This window comes from Gordonia sp. GONU (assembly GCF_024733855.1).
GTDB classification, from domain to species: domain Bacteria; phylum Actinomycetota; class Actinomycetes; order Mycobacteriales; family Mycobacteriaceae; genus Gordonia; species Gordonia amicalis.
In genome coordinates, this window is the sequence record NZ_JANRHB010000043.1 from 19,210 (window position 1) to 38,373 (window position 19,164).

Genomic DNA, 19,164 nt, shown 5'->3' on the forward strand with positions numbered 1-19,164 from the left:
GTCAACTATTGATCATGATGAAATTCCGCCCCGCCGAGGTACTCGCGATACGACGATGCGCGGACCGACATGTCGTCGATCCGCGCATCGAACATGCATGCTCACCCGCGCGCGGGCACCCAATCCGGGATCGTCACGCCGCCGACCGAGATGAACTCGGCGACCATCGGCATCCCGATGGCCAGCTCCGGGCGCCCGTCGAGGTGACCGAGCAACCGAACCCCGGGAACCTCGTCGAGATCGACGAGAATGCAGGTGTAGGGAACCGGGAAGTCCGGGTGCACTTGGTGTTCCACCACCGTCCAGGAATGCAGGACACCGCGTGGCGCAACCTCACGCCAGGACACCGAATGACGCCCACAGTCCGGACAGAACGACGTCGGCAGATGGATGACCCGGCGACAGTCCGCACACTCGGCCACGACGAGACGACCTTCGGCGGCAGCCTCGAAGAATCCACGGGTGTCTGGGTCTTCGGTGACCGGCGGGAGGCCGGAACGTACGCGGTGTGCGGCGTGCGGCGTCGACAGATCTGTCATGACGCCACCAGCATCAGTGCACTCGCGCCGGGCGGCGGCGCCGAGGTCACCAGAGCAACCCTCGCATCGTCGCGCTGGGAGGTCGATGTGCCGCGGATCTGTCGCACACCTTCGAGTACGTGATTGAGACCATGGATGTACCCCTCCGAGAGGTTTCCGCCGGCCGTGTTCACTGGCAATCGTCCGCCGGGACCGAATTCCCCGGTCGCGCAACGGTCCACGGCCTCGCCCGGTCCGGCGAGCCCGTAGTCCTCGAGCTGCAGAAGTGCGGTGATCGTGAAGCAGTCGTAGATCTGTGCGACGTCGACGTCACCCGGTCCGATCCCGCTGCGCGCGTAGAGCTTGGCCGCGCACTCTCGTGACGGCCACGCGGTGATGTCGGGGCGCATCAGGACCGGGTACATCATCCCGGGCTGCACGTGGCTGCCGGTGGCCTGCGCGACACCGGCGATCGCCGCCGGCACCCCGCGAAGGTCCCTGGCCCGTTCGGCCGTCGTCACCACGACCGCGCAACCGCCGTCGGTCTCGAGACAGAAGTCGAAGAGACGCAACGGGTCTGCGAGCATGCGTGAACCCAGGTACGAATCGAGGGTCATCGGACGTCCGGCGAACACCGCGGCCGGGTTGGCGTTGGCGTGCGTACGGCATCCGACTGCGAAGCCGCCCAGACCTCGGGACAGTCGCTCGTCGTCGAGTCCGTGCTCGTGCGCATACCGCCGGGCGATCATGGCGAAGAACTGGCCCGGCGTCTGCATCCCGTAGGGCGCGAAGTACTCCTCGAAGGTGCTGTTGCCGCCGGCGGCCACCGTCTCACCCGCGCCGAGCCCGAATCGCTTGCCCGACCGGCCGTTCAGCGACCGGTAGACCAGGACGGTCGTCGCGAGACCTGCGGTGATCGCGGCGACCGCCTGGCCGATCATCGCGGCGGGACCCGACCCGCCCGGACCGTTCTCACCCCAGTAGTCGATGTCCCCGACTCCCAGCACGTGGGCGAGGGCCGGAGCCGACACGTCGTCCATGTCGCATCGCACGATGCCGTCGACATCGGCGGGGGTCAGGCCCGCATCGTCGAGCGCCGCACGCGAGGCCTCGGCGGCGAGGGTGAGGACGCCGCGTCCCGAGTCCGAACTGAACTCCGTCGCACCGATGCCGACGATCGCGCAGGCACCGGGCTTCCACCCGGGCATCAGGCCCTCGCCGCCTGGGCGCCGACGTCGGCGACGACCTCGGCCCGGACCGCATCGGTGTGTTCACCGAGCCGAGGAGCGCGATCGGGTTTCGCCGAGAAGGCCGAGAACTGCCACGGCGCACCGGGATAGGTGATGGTCCCGCCGTCACCGTCGGGCACCTGGGTGAAGAACCCGCGCGCGGCGAGCTGCGGATCCTCGGGCAGCTCCTCGAAGGACTTGAGCGGCCCGATGGGCAGTCCTCGTCGTTGTCCTTCGTCGTAAGCCGTGGCCGAGTCCTGGATCATGAAGAAGACCTCGATCATCTGCTGGATGTGACCGAATTGCTCCTGGCGGTACTCGAGCGAGTCGTAGGCGGGGTCGACCAGGTCCGCGGCGACACCGACCTCGTCCATCCACGACACCAGCGCCTTCCACATGTGCTGGTCGGCCAGGATCAGGGCCAGGTAGACGTAGGCACCGTCGGCGCATTCGAACAGCGCCGGCTGCGTCGGGACCGGCTGTGCGTGCCGGCAGGTCTGCCGCTGGACAACGGCTTTCGGGTAGAACCAGTACGGGTTGGCCAGCTCACCGCTGACCGCGTTGGCACCGTGGATCGACACGTCGAGGACCTGTCCCTGCCCGCTGTTCTGCCGCTCGATGAGTGCGAGCATCGCCGCCATATATGCGAAGATCGCGCCGAGCTGATACCCCTGGTTGCCGCCCGGGCGGATCGGCGGGATCGAGTGGTCGTCGTAGCCGCAGCTGTTGAGCAGTCCACCCGCGGCCAGCGCGACGAGGTCGCTCGTCCGGTATCCCGCCCATGGGCCGCGGCGACCGAACGGCGAGATGACCACGATGATCAGGCCCGGATTACGTTCGCGCAGCGCGTCGAACGAGGTAGCGAAGCGTTCGACGACATCTTCGCGGTCGACGATGAGCAAGTCCGCACGACCGCAGAGCGCCTGGACGACCGCGACGTCTTCCTCGTCACCGGAGTCGGCCACGATGCTGCGCTTGCTGGTGCCGTACGACCAGAACTCGAGGCTCCGATCCGGATTCTCCTCAGCGCCGATGAACGGCCCCTGATGCCGACTGGGAACACCCTCGGGCGGCTCGACCTTGATGACGTCCGCGCCGAGGTCGGCGAACAGCTTGCCGGTGTACTCTCCGGCCGGATCGTCGATGAGCTCGACGACGGTCAGCCCCTCGAAAGGACGGGTACCGGAAGCGTGTGATGCATACATGTCAGATGACTCCCGCCGCCGACAGTTCGGCGCGCTCATCCTCGTCGAGACCGAGGATGGTTCCGAAAACGTAGTCGTTGTCCTCACCGAGCAACGGCGCCGAACGCCAGTTGTCGGGCCCACCGCGTTCGAATCCCACTGGTACACCCTCGAACTTGGCGTTTCCGATGACCGGATGGTCGAGCTCGAAAAATGTTTCGTACTCGGCGATCTGGGGATCGCGCTGATCGAGCTCGCCCGAGTTCTGGACCGCACCGCACGCGACGCCCACTGACTGCAACAGCGTCATGACGTCGTACTTGTCACGGGTTCTCGTCCACTCCCCCACATACTCGTCGAGCACGTCCTGGTGCGTGAAGCGCGACGCCTGGGTGGCAAATCGGCTGTCGCCGGTCCACTCCGGGTTCCCGACGGCCGCAACAAAGGCACGCCAGTCCTCATCGTCGAAGACCGCGATGGCGACCCACTGGTCGTCCCCTGCCGCGGGGTACACACCGTGCGGTGCGGCCTGCGGGAACTCCAGGCGGTTGCCGCGCGGGAAGTCGGGCCGTCGACTCGGCCGGTCGTTGACCAGGGTGTCGAGCAGATCCGCGCCGAGGAGGTTCACGCCGACCTCCGTTGCGGAGACGTCGATCTCGGTGCCCTGACCGGTGCGGTTGCGATGGTAGATCGCCATCAGGATCGCGGCCGAGTTGTAGTAGGCCGCCTGGTTGTCCATGTACGACAATCCCCAGCCGGACGGCTCGCGCCCGGGTAGGCCGCTGTTGAAGGACAGTCCGCTGACGGCCTGGATCACCGGCCCGTAGCTGCGGTAGTCCCGGTACGGACCGCTGTGGCCGTATCCGCTCATACGCGCATAGATGACGTCCTCGCGCAGCGAGCGGAGGTGGTCGTAGGTCAGCCCCCACTTCTCCATCACGCCGGGTGCGAAGTTCTCGGTGACGACTGACGACGCCTTGATGAGTTCGTCGGCGAGTTCACGGCCGCGCGGCTGCGACATGTCCAGGGTGATACCGAGTTTGTTGCGGGCGTAGTTGTTGAAGAGCCCACCCTTCTCGGGGTCCGGATTCGGGTCCTCTTCGCCGTAGGAGCGGACCTCGTCCTTGTAGATCGGCAGCCGGCGGGGCATGTCGAGACGCTTCCGGTTCTCGATCTTGATCACCTCGGCGCCGAAGTCCGCGAGGAGCCTGGTGGCGACCGACCCGACCCCCATCCAGCAGAAGTCGGCGACGCGAACGCCTGCGAGCGGACCACTACGCGTGCGCGGCAGACGATTCGCGTTCTGAACACTGTCGGTCATCGCCCCTCACCTTCCTTTCGAGTCGTGACACCAATCACTCTATTCCTCATGATGAAACTGTCAAGTCGGACGCCACCGGTGCGACGGAATTCATCCGGTGGAATTCCCTCGAAGCCGAGACGACATCGCCGAGCCGTCGTCGCGGGGTTAACACGACGGCTCGGCGATTTCCGCCCTCCGTGTCGAGGTCACGGAGGAATTCTTCACTCCAGCAACAGATCCTTCAGACGGTCACGCCGGCGGGCATCCATGCCACACGGGCCGGCGAGGAACTCGTCGAATCCCCCGAACTCGTCGCGGATCGCGTCGAAGGACGCCTCGAGATACTCGGGCAATGCGGAGTTCTCGTGGAGCTTCTCCGGAGTGATGATCGGGTCCGGGAGCTCGTCGAGCCACACGACCATCGAGTCGTACAGCCGATCGGCGGTGAAGAACTCCTTGCTGAGCAGGTAGTCGCCGACGATGGCGTCCCATTCCACGCCGAGCGTGGCCAAGATGACCGCGGTGACGAAGCCCGTGCGGTCCTTGCCCGCCACGCAGGAGACCAGCAGCGGACGGCGCTGCGGGTCCTCGAGCGAGTCGAAAACACCCCGCATGCTCTCCCCGAACGCGCCGGGCATCTGTTTCGCGTTGCCGAGCAGGACCTCTTGGATGTACTCCCCGGTGGTGTCGGCGAGCACTCGCCTGATCAGCTCCGCCCCCGCCACTCGTGCATCCGGGAGCGTGGCGACCGGGATCGCCCACGGCCGTTGACCCTCAGGCCAGACGATCGGCGCCCGCTCGACCTCACCAGGGCTGCGGAGATCGCAGATCGACCCGATGTGGAGCTCGGCGAGCTGCTTCCGCCCGAGGTCGGTCAGACCGGCCAGCGATTCGGTGCGGTAGAGCACGCCGTCGCGGACCCGTCGCCCGTCGGTGGCCGGAAGTCCGCCCAGAGAGCGGAAATTCGCGACGCCGTCGAGGACGATGGTCGGTACCGGAACGTTCCCCATGGTGGGCTCGTCTCCTTGTTCGTGTTCGTGATGGAAGTCTGCAGAGCCGGACGCCCCGCCCGGCCGGTTGTCGAGGCCGGCCGGGCGGGACGGATTCGACTCAGGCGCCGGCGCCGACCTCGAGGGCCTCGGCGACCGGCTCGTCGGCCAGGATGTCGACCTGGCCGGTGGTGCCGTTGATCCGGACGCGCGCGCCGTTCGGGATCAGGCGCATGCCGCCGACGAGCTGGACGGCGGGGATGCCGTGCTCGCGGGACAGGCACGAACCGTGGGCGAGCATGCCGCCGGTCTCGATGATGAGGCCGCCGATGATCGAGAACACCGGAGCCCAGCCCGGGTCGGTGGCGTTGCACACCAGGATCTCTCCCGGCTGCAGTTCGGCGATCTGCGACATGCTCGGCATGACGCGGGCGATGCCCTCGATCACGCCGCCGGAGGTGCCGATGCCGGTGAACTGGCTGCCGCCCTCGACGTCGTCGGACTCCTCGGGCACCGGGTCGTTGCCGCGCAGCAGCATCGGCGGGGTGAACATGCGGCTGTTCATCTTGTCGAACGCCTTGCGACGACCGGAGATCTTGGCGCGCACCAGCCTCTCCGGCTGACCGCCGGCGAGCAGCGCGAACAGTTCGTTCTCGCTGAGGAAGAACGCATCCTCCACCGTCTCGAGCAGACCACGCTCCACGGCACGACGACCGACCTCGAGGAACGCCTTGCGCTTGGCGAAGGTGATCCGGTCGATGTAGTGCCGCCAGTCCTCGCGGAGCACCAGGAAGTCGATGACCTCGTCGTAGAGGAACTTGAAGACCTGCTGGGCGATCTTGCCGAAGCGGGACTGGCCGATGAACTCCATGACCTCGCCGAAGGCCGCCTCGCGCTTGGCGATGACCCGCTGTTCCTGCTCGGCGGGCGTCGTCGGGTTCTCGACCTGGAGGTACATGCGGAAGGCCTCGTAGTCGATGTTCGCGTCGTCGGCCCGGCGTGTGAAACAGATGTCGCGGTCGGCGTGGCCGCGATGACCGTGTTCGGCCATGAACGCGCGGTACTGCTCCAGGAACTCCCGCCCTTCGGCGGAATCTTCGAGCGCGGTGAAGAACTGGGGTCCCGGGTTCTCGTCGAAGATCCGGCGCAGCTCGGCCGAGTTGCGGATCAGCTCGGACAGCCGGAAGAACTCGTGGGTCTCCTGGCTCTGCAGGTTGGTCGGCAGACCACTCATCAGCTCCTGGCCGATCAGCGCGTTGGTGCCCTTGTAGTACTTGGCGACCATCTGACCGAAGGCGCCGAACACCATCAGATTCTGCACGTGCGTACCGACCCACAGCGAGTCCATGAAGCGGATCGCCTGCTCCTGCAGGTTCCGCTCGTAGCGGTGCAGGGCGTCGTCGGACAGCTTGCGCAGTTCGGCGTCGGGCAGACCGTTGGCCTTGTCGATCTCCTCCGGGGTGAAGATGAACCTGCGCGCGTTCTTCTTCCAGTTGTAGAAGGCCGAGGTCGGCGACGAGTTGATCGAGCAGATCATCCGGAACCACCGCTTGACGTCGAGCGGCTCGGAGAGCGTCTTGACGCGGATGTCCTCGGGGATGTTGAAGCTGCCGCCCTCACGGACCGACCGCGGCAGCGCGTACCGCTGGAAGGGCTCATCCCAGTCGACGCTGTAGTAGGCCGTACCGAACTTGTACTTGTAGGTGCGCTTGTTGACGAGGTCGCGGAAGCCGGCGAGCTCGGTCATGCGCATGATGCCCTCGTGCGATTCGCGCGCACGCACCGAGTAGAACAGCGGGGTGATACCGCCGGTCCAGTACTGCTCGGAGTACTTGAAGGTCCACAGCGCGTCGTCGTCCTCGGGGACCAGCTGCCAGTCGTCGACACACTCGTCCCAGGTGAAGTCGACGCCGGTGATCGGACGGGCCTGGAGCAGATAGAACTTGCCGCCGGCGTAGCCCCACTCGATGTCCTGGGGCAGACCGTCGTAGTGCCGCTGCACCTCGCGACCGAGGGCCGCGAGTTCGGCGATCTGTTCGTCCGACAGCGCGCGACGACTGCGGTCGGCCTCCGGCGTGTCCTTGGTCTCGGTGCCACTCCCCGCGGCACGCACCGAGATCGTCAGCGCCTTGTCTCCGATGTGCGTACGACGCAGGGACAGGTCGACGCCGGAGACGACGTACTCGTCCGGGGTCACGATGCCGGACACGATGGCCTCGCCGAGACCGTAGCTCGCGTTGATGACCAGCTCGTCGGTGCGCGCGCTGAGCGGGTTGGCGGTGAACATGACGCCGGACAGTTCCGAGGGCACCATCGTCTGGACCACGACCGCGATGCTGGCGGTCGCATGGTCGAATCCGTTGGACTTGCGGTACGACACCGCGCGCGCAGTCCACATCGAGGCCCAGCAGTCACGGACCGCGTCCAGCACGTCCTCGACACCGACGATCTCCAGGAGGGTGTCGTGCAGGCCGGCGAAGCTCGCGTCGGCGGTGTCCTCGGCGGTGCCCGATGAACGGACGGCGACACGGACGTCATCCCCGAGCGCCGAATACGCCTGGGCCACCTGCTCGCGCATCGCGGCGGGGATCTCGACGGCCTCGATGACCTGCCGGATCTCGGTCGTCACCTGATCGAGCTGAGCGATGTTGTCGTAGTCGATGCCGTCGACCAGCGAGACGATGCGATCGGTGACGCCGGCCGATTCGAGGGCCGCGCGGTAGGCCTCGGTCGAGACGACGAATCCGCCCGGCACGTCGAACCCGGCGGCGACGAGTTCGGCAAGGTTCGCACCCTTGCCGCCGACCAGGGCGTTCTCGCATCGCGCCCGATTCTCGAACGGGACTACATACTCCACGGCTACTCCTCAGTGTTCCGGATGTGGGGGGTCACAAGTGGTGCACATCACTAGGTGATCTGGATTCAACCCGGTTCACAGCCCAAGTGTCAAGAGTTCCTACGGAGGAATTCTGGATAATGACACAAATTCCTCAGTAGGTTTAAGATCGATGCAACAGCCTGCGAGCTGATCGCCTCGACCGAAAGGGAACAGATCATGCGTGACGGACGCGTCGCCCTCGTGACCGGGGGAACCGACGGCATCGGGAAGGCCGTCGCCCTCGCCCTGCTGGACAACGGGTCCCGTGTCGCCGTCACTGGCCGACGGGCAGAGAAGGGCCGCGAACTGCTGGACGAGGCCGCCGCGGGCGACCGCCTGGTCTTCGTGGAGTCCGACGCCCTCGCCGACGGAGAATCCGAACGGGTCGCCGGGCACGTGAAGGACGTACTGGGCCCGATCGAGATCCTGGTGAACAATGTCGGCGGCGGCACCGGGGAATACGGACGCATCGACACGATCGATCCGGGCGCCTTCCGGCGTGGCTTCGAGCTGAACGTCATGACTGCCGTGACCATGACCCATGCCGTGCTGCCGCAGATGGTCGACGGCGGTTGGGGACGCATCCTGATGGTGGCGTCGGTGGAGGGCAAACTGCCCACTCTCCCGGGTATCGGCCCCTATGTGACGGCCAAGCACGCACTCATCGGCCTGGCGAAGTCGATCGCATTCGACTGCGGCGAACTCGGCATCACATGCAACACGCTGTGTCCCGGATACGTGGAGATCCCGACGCGGGTTCGGACGCAGTCGTCGTCGGCAGGAAAGGCCAACACGGGGCGCTACTCGAATCCTCAGCAGAATTACAAGGACCTGACAAGGACGGGCCGACATGCGACCCTGGACGAGGTCGCGCACGCCGCTGTGAGCCTCTTGGGCGAGCACAGCGGCGCGATCACCGGAACCACCCTCAACGTCGACGGTGGATCGTCCCCGTACTGAACCCGCCGCGTCGAGCGCCGGTTTCGTTCACACGTACGAAATTCCGAAGTCGGACACCGTTCACCAGTAGTGTGCAATCCGACTGCGAACCCAGCCAGCGGCTCGCGGACCGCCGCCACCGAATGAGAAAAGGTCGACGATGACACGCGAACTGACCCGCACGGGTCTCCCGATCATCTACAACCCCGGAGAGATGCGATCGTCTTCGGAGAAGAATGGCGAGACCACGCGTGCCCCCAAGGCATCGGAGACCACCGCCGCGTCGATCGTCTCCGACATCGTCAGCCTCGGGCTGCGGCGAGGCGACCGTCTCCCGGCCGAGAGCGACATGCTCGCCAACTACTCGGTCAGCCGCGAGACCCTCCGCGAGGCGCTTCGCATCCTCGAGGTCCAGGGGCTGATCACGCTCAAGCGCGGCCCCGGCGGGGGTCCGTTCGTGAGCGCGCTCAACGCGTCCTACCTCGCGCGCACCGCCACGCTGTATTTCCATCTCGCCGGCGCGACCTACGACGAGGTGTTCGACACCTGGGAGATCCTGGAACCGCAACTGTCCGCCAAGGTCGCCCGGATCGAGGATCGGAAGCTGAAGGAGGCCGCTTTCGCGCGGTTCGTCGACTACGACGTCGAGGAACACGAGGAGAGCGAGATCTTCAGCGATCTCAACAACTTTCACGCCGTCATCGCCGAACTCAGCGGCAATCGCGTCCTCACGCTGCTCACGCAGGCGATCGACCACATCGTCGTCGAGCACGTCCTCGAGGCCGGCCGCGACACCATCGCCGAGGACGATGCGATGAGCCATGACCACGCCGACATCGCCAAGGCGATCATCGCGGGCCGTCCTCGTAAGGCGGAGACGCTGATGCACGATCACATCAGCGAGGTCGTCCAACGGTTCCGGGACCGTCACCCGGAACGGTCAGACGAACTCGTGCAGTGGATGTGAGCTGCTACAGCACCTGAGACAGGAACGTACGCAGTCGTTCCGACTTCGCGTCGTCGAAGATCTGGCCGGGCTCACCGGTTTCCACCACGAGGCCGTGATCCATGAACAGCACGTTGTCACTCACATTGCGTGCGAAGCCCATCTCGTGGGTGACGACGACCATCGTCATGCCCTCGGACGCGAGGTCGGCCATGAGTGCGAGCACGCCCTTGACGAGTTCGGGATCGAGAGCCGAGGTCGCCTCGTCGAAGAACATCACTTCCGGTGTCATCGCGAGTGCACGCGCGATGGCCACCCGCTGTTGCTGACCGCCCGACAGACGTGCGGGTCGCACGTCGGCCTTCTCGGTCAGGCCGACGATCTCCAGTTGCCTCAGCGCGACGTCGCGTGCCTCGTCTTTGCTCAGCCCCTTGAGTTTCCGCGGTCCGAGCGCGACGTTCTCGACCACCGTCTTGTGCGGGAACAGGTTGAAGTGCTGGAACACCATGCCGATTCGGCGGCGCAGTTCGTCCGGGTTGTCCTGGAGCACCGACCGGCCGTCGAGCAGGATGTCCCCCCGGTCGGGTTCGTGCAGGCGGTTCAGTACCCGCAGGAGCGTCGACTTGCCCGATCCCGAGGGACCGATGACGGTGGTCGTCGTACCCGCGTCGACCTGGATGTCGACCCCGCGCAGCACATGGTGTCTGGCGAAGGACAGGTGTAGGCCGGTGCCGGTCAGCGACACCGCTTTTCGTGTGGTGGTGGCAGGCATGGCCTATCCCTTCTCGACCGCGGTGGCGGGCAACGGATCATCGTGGACATCGGCGGGCCTACCGGTGCGGAGGCGACGATCGATGTAGTTGACCAGGTGCGTCAGCGGGATGGTCAGTATGAGGTACATGATGCCCGCGGCGACCAGCGGTGACAGGTTTCCGGTCTGCGCGTTGAGGTCTCGACCGACGGCGAACAGTTCGCGCTGGCTGGCGAGCAGTCCGAGGAAGTAGACCAGGGAGCTGTCCTTGATGAGGCTGATGAACTGGTTCATCAGTGCGGGCAGCACGCGCCGGACGCCCTGTGGGATCACCACCAGCCGCATCGACTGCCGATAGCTGAAGCCGATCGCACGCGACGCCTCGAGCTGACCGTCGTCGACGCTCTGGATACCGGATCGGAAGATCTCGCCGATGTAGGCGGCCGCGAGCAGTGCCAACGCGACGGCGCCCAGCCAGTACGGGTTGTTTCCGGTGAGGCCCTTGACCACCGGGCCCACGCCCAGGCCGACGATGAGGATGACGACGACGGCCGGCAGACCGCGGAAGATGTCCGTGTAGACACGTGCGGGCCAACGCAACCAGCGCGACCGGGAGATGCCGCAGACCGCGAGGATCATGCCCAGGATGGTGCCCAGCACACCGGAGACCACGGACAGGATCAGCGTGTTGACCAGGCCGGTCTTGATCAGTTCGGGAAACGACTTCTCGTAGAGCTCCCAGTTGAAGAAGGTGTCACCGAGCTGTTCGAGCGTGCTCTTGGGCTTGGCGGCTTCGGTCGGGCCGGCGTTCGCGGCGTTCTCGGCGGCGATCGCGGCGATGTCGGGAAGTTCGGGTTCGGGTGCGGCTTTGCTGCCCGGCTTCCAGCCTTCGGGGAGTTCGCGCGGCACCCAGTCGACGTAGAGCTTGGCGTAGGTGCCGTCGGCGATGATGGCGTCGAGCCCGGAGTTCAGGGCCTCGACCAGCTTCGGCTTGTTCTTGCCGACCGCCCACGCGACGAAGTTGTTGACGCTGAAGGTGTTCTCGACGATGGCGGTGCCGTCGCCCTCGCGTACCGCGCCTTCCGCCTGTTGCGACGGCGCGACCCACGCGTCGACCTGACCGCTCTTGAGATTGGCGTACGCCGTTGCGTAGTCGGGGAACTTGACCGGGTCGAGGCCGAGCGTGTTGACGACATAGTCGTCCTGCACGGTGCCCTGGACGACGGCGATACGGGTGGAGTCCGACAGGTCGCCGAATCCCTTGATGGGACCGCCCTCGGGGGCGACGAGCGAGAAGTAGCCGAAGTCGTAGCCGTTGGTGAAGTCGACGGTCTTGCGACGGTCATCGGTGGTCGTGATCGACGACGACCCGACGTCGAACCGGTTGTTGGCGACCTGCGAGAGCAGACCGGCGAACTCGGTGCCGTTGAACTCGATCTGCAGACCCAGCTTCGCGGCGATCGCCTTGAGGAGTTCGTTGTCGAAGCCGGTGAAGTTGCCGGCGCTGTTGACACAGATGCTGGGCCCGGCGTCGGACAAGGTGCCGACGGAGATCTTGCCCGGCGCAAGCAGTTCGAGCGAGCCGATGTCGATCTGGTCGATCGGCGTGGTGTTCGGGGTGGTGTATTTGTCCTCCCCACCCTGTTCCGCGGCGGCCAGGTTGACCGGTGCCGCCGACGCCGACGCGAGCCCGGCCGGGCTACAGCTGTCGTCGGGGGCGGCCTCGGCATGCGGCGCGGGTCCGCCGAGGATGGTCAGCATGCCGACGATGGCGGCGGTCAGCGCCAGCGCGAGGATACGAACCACGCGCGGAGCGGCTCGATGAGCGCGGGGAGATCGGTGGTTGGACACCACTCGGACCCTAGCCCGACCCTGCGGTCACGTCCCAAATTTTTGCTCACCGGTGAGCCTAACCCCGGTGACCTGCGTTTACCCCTCCGAGCCCAGTGGTCTGTCGGCACGGATCAGCGCACCCTTGGCGCGTTCTATCGTCTCAGACCCCAGCGTCCGGCCAACCTGGATACGACGGTCCGGGGGCTGTCAGATCCCCCATGTCGCCGCAGGTGCTCCGGTCCGGCGCTGCCTCACCCGGCACGTTAGGCGCCCACGTCGACTTGAACTCGGTGAGCCTCCAATCGCCGAACACATTGCTACCGGGGAACAGTCGATCACCCGCAAGACCGTCGGGAGGCGCAGTCCCCGTGCGCTCGAAGGCCAATCGAACGACTTTGACGCCCCGCTGGATCACGTCAGGCGGGTTCGCTGGATCGAAATATCCAGGAAACTCGGATTCACTACTCGCGGTCTTGCCAGAATGACAAATGAGCGCAGATGCATGATCAGCTCCGACCTTCTGCACCGACGCTATCTTCAGGACCACGTCAGCCGTGTTGAACGGGGAGTTACTCGGTGCGATGTCTCGGTTCCACCAGACAGGAGCAGCCTCTTTCAATCCAGGGAACTCTTCCTCGGGATCCCAGTCAAACAAGACCAGATAGTAAGCTTCCATTGCCGCACGAATAAACGTAGCGGTGGGCGACGACAGGTCAACCGCCCCGTCCTCACGCCAGCGCATCCGCCACTGCAATCCGCTATCAGCACGCTCCTGCGACGGCGAGACCACAACATGTGCGCCAGAGGAACCGGCGACCTCACCACGCGGAGACGTATCGATGGCCTGGCCGCAACCGGCGAGCACACCCACAGAAGTAGTGAAAGCCACCCCAACTCTAATTAGGCGCACGATCGGCCACCTTGCTGTTCTCTGCACCGACATCATCAATAGTCGGGTCCTCGATCGACTCGCGGTAGTGTTCGTTGTAGTCAAATCTGATTCGCTCTGCACCAATTCCCGTCGCAAAGGCTCTGAATTCTTCCTTGTGTTCTTGCACGACTGCAATGTCCAGAGTTCCGTCCGATTTCACGAAGTACACCGACCCCGAGTCTGTGCGCCAAGGCTTTCCCCATAGGTCCGGGCGATCCTCGAGAAACCCTGCCGTCACCTGAACAACCCGATCGGGTCCGGCTGTCAGCTTGTCGAGACTCGTCCCCAAGTCCTTGAGTTCAGTCCGCCATGCAGCTTCGTCGGCGCCCGGGTCGGCAGTCGGTAACGCGACCTCATCCATCTTCACGAGTGGGACTGCCATTCCGGCGACCTCCGAAAGCCCAGGAACTTTCAACCCGCCAGACGCCAAGAGCCCTCCGGCCGAGTCGATCAAGAAGGACTTCTCGTTGTACTCCCGCAACCGCTCCCATTGGTCATTGTCGGCGAGGGTCGAGAGCGCATTGGTCAACCCGTCGTCCATCGATTTGTGCATCTTGGCTGCGGCAGTGGCGAGCTCCGAGTTCTCTGGGTCGCTGCCGTACTCGTGCGCGAGGAAGTTCTCCCACTGCACGGCTGCGCTCAACGCCACTCGACCAGCGCCGGGATCCGTGGAGAGCACCCCGATAAGTTTCGAGAACTCGATGGTGTCTTCGAGCGGCTCCGCAGTGTGATTGACCAAGACCTCATCCGGAGCACCGGCGAAGTTGCCGAAGTATGGCGCGAGGTTTTTGGCGAGTACCTGCGACAGCAGGGCATTTCGGTCACCGACGGTTTCGTACCTGTTGTTGCCTGTTGCGTCTTGGTCGACGACCAGCGAATCGAGGTCGTTCTCGTGTTCGATCAGTATGCGCGCGAGCGCGTCGGCTGCCCTACCCCCGAGCTGCCCTTCGTACCCCTCAGATGGCGCCGCCGCCCCGATCCAATCGAAAAGATCTCTGCCGCCGGACAAATCGCCATCACCGCGGAGTTCAGCGCCATCCGCCGACCACCGTTCGGTAAGTATGTTCAATACGTGTGCGTCGGCATCGTATCGGTGTCCTTCGGCGACGGTGACATCCATCCGTTCCCCGGTCAGGAAGTCTGTCACCGCCTGCCGATCGTGACTCGAGTTGGTGAGCATCGAGCTCGCGAGCTTTCGCACGTCCTCTGCGCTCTGATTCTCGTCGTAGAGACCGAAGAGGTTGTTGTCGCCGTCCGGGAGGGCGCCGACGATCTCGGAGGCTTGCTTGAGCACTCCACGATCGACATCAGTGCCCAACTGCAGAGCGCGGTCGGTTCGGTCGCTCAGAATTGTGTTCAGGGCCTTGAAGTCATCGAGGCGCGGAACCCCGGCGAAGGAGAAGGGGTATCCAGTCGACGTGCCTGCGGTCGTGTACTCGATCGGATTCTCGCGCAGCAACGACACAACCGAGTCAGGCAGGCGGTCGAGGCCGCCGGTCGACCCCGCTTTCGTGTGCACATTGGGAGTCGACATGATGCGCAGGGCGTCTCCGAGCAGACCGGGCGCGGCGTTGTGAACTCTGAGGAGGTCGTCCATGTTCGCCGTCTCGAGCTCGGTCATGATATTGCTCAAATAGTTGTACTGCCCCTGGGAGATCTCCGTGACTTGCCCTTCGCGGAGCGCTTCAAGCTGGCCGGGACTCAGGGATGTCGCTCGCCTCAGACGCTCTCGGCCCGCCGGCGACAGCTTGCCATCCTTGAGTGCCTGCAGGTCTATCTCGGACTGGCGGATGCTGAGTCCCGCTGTGACGGGTGTGAGCGTCCTGATGAGTTCTTCTGCTTCGCTGATCGCGCGCTTCGTGTCCACGTCAGCCGTGTGCAGCTCCTGCGCAAGCCTCTGCAGCCGGATGGTCTCGTTGGTCGCTTCCTCACCCCGGATGCGGCGAGCTTCGGCTATCTCGGACAGCGCGGTGGAGTCGCCCTCGTTGCGCCTCTCTTCGGAGGCGTAGTCGCGCAGATCACGAACGGTCCAATCATCTTCGACTGAGAACAGGTCGTTCTCGAGATTGGACGCTGAGGTGTTGAGGTTCGCGACCATCGGGGCCATCCGGTTGCTGCCGGACGTGAACGCTTCGCCGAGTTCCTCGACTGCGTCCGCAACCCGGGTCATCTGCGTTTTCTCCCAGTCCGCGCGGGTCACCGCTCCGTCACGCGCGGCCCCCTTCCAATCGAGGCCTGTTACCTTCGCGTGGAGTTCCCCGGCTTTCCTCTCGATCGCGGCCGACACCGGAACCAATGCGGACGCGGCATGAGCGAGAACCTCGGGGTGCGCGTCGCGGACAATACTTCGAGTCTTTGCCGCCATCACTCAGGACGCTGGTTGAGATTGCCGAGTGACTCCAGTAGCCGAGCGGCGACGTAGTCGGCATTGACCACCGCGCTCGAGGCAGATTTCAGAGCATCACCGAACTGCTCGTGTCGACCCGCAATTGTTGTCAGAGCCTGCTTCACCGACCCGTCGAGGCTATCCGTGGCTGATGCGGTCTCGAAACCCGCCAGCGAGTTACGGATAGCTCCGAACGTCGGCGACTCGATCCCCCGAATCGATGTCCCGTACGCATGCAAGTGCCTCGCTGCGTCCGCGAGACTGCTCGGGTTCACCTCTACAGGCTTCGGTGTCACTCGTCCCCCACCCAATCGCATGGCCACGAGGTGGCCACGATCAGCACAAATGTCTTCGCGATCCTAACCCTGTCAAGACAGGGGTGCACTCAGGTACTCCACAATGCCGATCGCGGCCGTACGGAACCGCTTTCGACTCGGAGCCGACACAGTCAGCGATAGGTTTCGCCCAGCGATACCTATCGCTGACCCGACCTCAGCCCCGCGCGGCGATCCGCGCCTGGACCTCGGGGCGTCGAAGCGGCGGGACCGTCTTGGGCGGCTGGCGACGCTCGGGGAGGGCGTCGAGCAGGGTGCGGGTCGCCGCGGTGACGGCGACGACCGCGGCCTCGAAGGCCTCGACGTTGGCCGGCGACGGGTGCCGGACGCCACTCACCTTCCGTACATACTGTCGCGCCGCCGCCTCGACCTCGTCGGCCGTGGCGGGCGGTTCCAGTCCGCGGAGTTCGGTGATGTTGCGGCACATGGCGGTTCCCTTCGCAGGTGGCATCTCCTGCGGTCGTCGCCGGCCGGACCGGTCTCAGTCGCCGATCTTGACGACCGCCTTACCCAGGATCCGCCCTTCGGCGAGATCGGTCAACGCCTCGGGCAGCTGGTCGAGGGTGTAGGTGACGTTGACCTGCGGGGTCATCCCGTCGGCGATCATCTGACTGAGCTCCTCGTGCAGCTTCGCCGGGAGGTTCAGCTCGGGATGGGTGCGCACGTACTCGCCCCAGGCCGCGCCGACGACGGCGATGTTGCGGAAGAGCACGCGGTTGAGCTTGACCGTCGGGATCCCGCCCGCGGCGAAACCGACCACGACGTAGCGACCGTCGGGGGCGACCTGGCGCAGCGCCTCGTCGAAGACCTCACCGCCGGACGGATCGATCATGACGTCGACACCCTTGGGTGCGACCTCCTTGAGCTTGTCGCCCCAGCCCTCTTCGAGCTGCACGATCTCGTCGGCGCCCGCACTGCGCAACAGTTCCTCGGCACCCTTGCGGTGCACGATGGCGACGACCTTCGCACCCATGGCCTTGGCGACCATGATCGACGCGGTCCCGACGCCACCGGCGGCACCCAGCACGCCGACGACCTCACCGGGCTGCGTGTGTGCGCGGGTCTTCAGCGCGAACAGCGCGGTCTGGTAGTTGATGCCCATCGCGGAACCCTGCTCGAAGCTGAGTCCCTCGGGCAGGGGCAGCAGCTGTTCCGGCGCGGCCGCGACCTGCTCGGCGAAACCGCCGACGATCGACGCGACGAGGACCTTGTCCCCCACCTTCACCGACGATCCCTCGGGCGCCGACCGCACGACCCCCGCGACCTCGGTACCCGGGGTGAACGGGGTGGGCACGCGGAGCTGGTACTTGCCCTGGCTCATCAGGAGGTCCGGGAAACACACACCGCACGACTTGACGTCGACGACGACCTGGCCGTCGGCGGGAGTGGGGTCGGGGACGTCGGTCAACTCGAGTCCGGAGGGGCCTGTCTCTGCGCTGAGTACCTGAGCTTTCATATCGCTCACCCTACGCGGCGCCCCTCACACACCCGATAGGATCTGTGCCATGTCACAGTCCACGGCGCCGTCGCCGAACGCACCGTCCCCCGAACGTCGCCGAGTCGCCGACGAGGCGCCGGGCTTCATGCCGCTCGACGAGGCACAGACGCTGTTCGAGATCGCCGGAGAATATCTGTCACAACCGGATTCGACGAAGGTCGGCATCGAGATCGGCACCTACTGCGGAAAGTCCACGGTCTTCCTCGGTTCCGCCGCCGAGGCGAACGACGCAGTCATCGTCACCGTCGACCATCATCGCGGTTCCGAAGAACACCAACCAGGTTGGGAGTACCACGACGAATCCCTCGTGGACCCGCACACCGGAACGCTCGACACCTCGGCGCGCTTCCGCCGCACCATGTTCGACGCCGGGCTCGAGAAGACCGTCGTCGGACTCCTCGCACCGTCGACCGTCGCCGCCCGGATCTGGGGCAAGCCCGCCGACTTCGTGTTCATCGACGGCGGTCACAGCATGGAGGCCGCCCAGAACGACCTCGACGGCTGGGCGCCGTGGGTGCGTATCGGTGGGGCCCTCCTGATCCACGACGTCTTCCCCGATCCCGCCGACGGCGGACGCCCGCCCTACGAGATCTATTGCCAGGCCCTGGAAACCGGCCAGTTCACCGAGGTCCGGGCCGAAGGCTCGCTGCGCGTGCTACGACGCGACTCCGGCGAGGTGGGAGCACCCTTTCCCACCTGACGCCGGCGCCGTCTCTGTGTCAGAACGTAACGGTCAGTCCGATGATGGCCGCGAGGTGCACTTCGATCGGTGACAGGTCGGTGATCGATAGTTCGCGGGCAGGCGGCGAAGTCGTCCGGTGGTCGATGACCCGGCGGACCTCGAGGCGCGGCTGATCGCCGGACGCCTCATCGGGTCCGTGGATCTCGGTGCGCACCTGTTCAAGGTGCTCGAGGAATCGGCGGGGTATGTCGGGTCGCCGGTTCACACGTTCGGGGTTGGGTGGTGCGCCGGGTTCGGCGTTGAGTTGCCAGACGCAGCGACCTTCGTCGGGTCCTTCCCGCACCATGCGGGTGGTGTATTGGCCGGGTTGATCGCCGACCATCCGGTTGTGTTTCGGACATGCGGGTGCGAGGTCGGTGATGTCGGTGAGTCCGCCCAGGCCCCAATCGAGTTGGGCGTGATGCATTTCCACGTGCGCGGCCGAAAGGTCGCAGTCGGGTGTGGAGCAGACCTCGCCGTCGGGACGGGCGAAGGACACGAGGCGTTGTTCGCGGGTCGCCAGGCGTTTACCGCGCCCGAAGTACAGCGGTATCGCGGTGGCGTCTTTGAACACCGCCAGCCAGGGTTGGGCGTCGGCGGCGATGTCGATGAGGTCGGGGATGGGGATCAGGGTGCCGGTGGCGGTGGTGGCGAACCCGGCTTCGCGGATCAGATCGTTGAGGTCGGCTTTGACGATCACCTGTATCGGCAACCCGCGGTGAC

The 19,164-nt window shown here is 65.4% G+C and carries 16 protein-coding genes; 3 read left to right on the forward strand and 13 right to left on the reverse strand.

What is annotated here, in order from left to right:
- Positions 1-101: 101 nt before the first annotated feature.
- The 6 genes from NWF34_RS23300 to NWF34_RS23325 all read right to left on the reverse strand — a co-directional run bounded on the left by NWF34_RS23300 (position 102) and on the right by NWF34_RS23325 (position 8,080).
- Entirely contained in the window at positions 102-539 is a 438-nt protein-coding gene (locus NWF34_RS23300) for a Zn-ribbon domain-containing OB-fold protein (protein WP_024497599.1), read from the reverse strand.
- A complete protein-coding gene (locus tag NWF34_RS23305) occupies positions 536-1,726 on the reverse strand; it encodes a lipid-transfer protein (protein WP_035760244.1) in 1,191 nt (396 codons plus the stop codon). The genes NWF34_RS23300 and NWF34_RS23305 overlap by 4 nt, the downstream gene beginning before the upstream one ends.
- Positions 1,726-2,952 carry a CaiB/BaiF CoA-transferase family protein gene (locus tag NWF34_RS23310; protein ID WP_024497597.1) on the reverse strand — a complete coding sequence of 409 codons (1,227 nt, stop codon included), beginning with the start codon at positions 2,950-2,952 and terminating at the stop codon, positions 1,726-1,728. The genes NWF34_RS23305 and NWF34_RS23310 overlap by 1 nt, the downstream gene beginning before the upstream one ends.
- Position 2,953: 1 nt before the next feature.
- Complete coding sequence (locus NWF34_RS23315; RefSeq protein ID WP_024497596.1) at positions 2,954-4,252, reverse strand: CaiB/BaiF CoA-transferase family protein; 1,299 nt, start codon at positions 4,250-4,252, stop codon at positions 2,954-2,956.
- A gap of 203 nt (positions 4,253-4,455) precedes the next feature.
- A complete protein-coding gene (locus NWF34_RS23320) occupies positions 4,456-5,244 on the reverse strand; it encodes a tyrosine-protein phosphatase (protein ID WP_258326199.1) in 789 nt (262 codons plus the stop codon).
- Positions 5,245-5,344: 100 nt separating this feature from the next.
- Positions 5,345-8,080: a PEP/pyruvate-binding domain-containing protein gene (locus NWF34_RS23325; protein ID WP_258326200.1), complete on the reverse strand. Its 2,736-nt coding sequence runs from the start codon at positions 8,078-8,080 to the stop codon at positions 5,345-5,347.
- Positions 8,081-8,278: 198 nt separating this feature from the next.
- Between NWF34_RS23325 and NWF34_RS23330 the strand changes: the two genes are divergently transcribed.
- Complete coding sequence (locus tag NWF34_RS23330) at positions 8,279-9,061, forward strand: SDR family NAD(P)-dependent oxidoreductase (protein ID WP_024497593.1); 783 nt, start codon at positions 8,279-8,281, stop codon at positions 9,059-9,061.
- Between the two features lie 139 nt (positions 9,062-9,200).
- A complete protein-coding gene (locus tag NWF34_RS23335) occupies positions 9,201-10,007 on the forward strand; it encodes a FadR/GntR family transcriptional regulator (protein ID WP_024497592.1) in 807 nt (268 codons plus the stop codon).
- A 4-nt stretch (positions 10,008-10,011) separates the two neighbouring features.
- On the opposite strand, the gene NWF34_RS23340 is transcribed toward NWF34_RS23335, so the two are convergent.
- From NWF34_RS23340 to NWF34_RS23365, 6 genes are all read right to left on the reverse strand, one after another.
- Complete coding sequence (locus NWF34_RS23340) at positions 10,012-10,758, reverse strand: amino acid ABC transporter ATP-binding protein (RefSeq protein WP_024497591.1); 747 nt, start codon at positions 10,756-10,758, stop codon at positions 10,012-10,014.
- Positions 10,759-10,761: 3 nt separating this feature from the next.
- Positions 10,762-12,498, reverse strand: coding sequence for an ABC transporter substrate-binding protein/permease (locus NWF34_RS23345; protein ID WP_238555635.1), 1,737 nt, complete (start codon positions 12,496-12,498; stop codon positions 10,762-10,764).
- Positions 12,499-12,730: 232 nt separating this feature from the next.
- Positions 12,731-13,441 (reverse strand): hypothetical protein, encoded by a 711-nt coding sequence (locus NWF34_RS23350; protein WP_238555630.1) that lies wholly within the window; start codon positions 13,439-13,441, stop codon positions 12,731-12,733.
- A 25-nt stretch (positions 13,442-13,466) separates the two neighbouring features.
- The gene (locus NWF34_RS23355) at positions 13,467-15,866 is read right to left on the reverse strand and encodes a hypothetical protein (RefSeq protein ID WP_258326201.1); all 2,400 of its coding nucleotides are present in this window, start codon (positions 15,864-15,866) and stop codon (positions 13,467-13,469) included.
- A gap of 513 nt (positions 15,867-16,379) precedes the next feature.
- Positions 16,380-16,649, reverse strand: coding sequence for a DUF2277 domain-containing protein (locus tag NWF34_RS23360; protein WP_024497587.1), 270 nt, complete (start codon positions 16,647-16,649; stop codon positions 16,380-16,382).
- A gap of 54 nt (positions 16,650-16,703) precedes the next feature.
- The gene (locus NWF34_RS23365; RefSeq protein WP_006434769.1) at positions 16,704-17,678 is read right to left on the reverse strand and encodes an NADPH:quinone oxidoreductase family protein; all 975 of its coding nucleotides are present in this window, start codon (positions 17,676-17,678) and stop codon (positions 16,704-16,706) included.
- Between the two features lie 49 nt (positions 17,679-17,727).
- On the opposite strand from NWF34_RS23365, the gene NWF34_RS23370 reads away from it, so the two are divergent.
- A complete protein-coding gene (locus NWF34_RS23370; protein WP_258326202.1) occupies positions 17,728-18,420 on the forward strand; it encodes a class I SAM-dependent methyltransferase in 693 nt (230 codons plus the stop codon).
- Between the two features lie 19 nt (positions 18,421-18,439).
- On the opposite strand, the gene NWF34_RS23375 is transcribed toward NWF34_RS23370, so the two are convergent.
- A partial coding sequence (locus NWF34_RS23375; protein ID WP_258326203.1) for a 13E12 repeat family protein occupies positions 18,440-19,164 on the reverse strand: 725 nt, incomplete at its 5' end.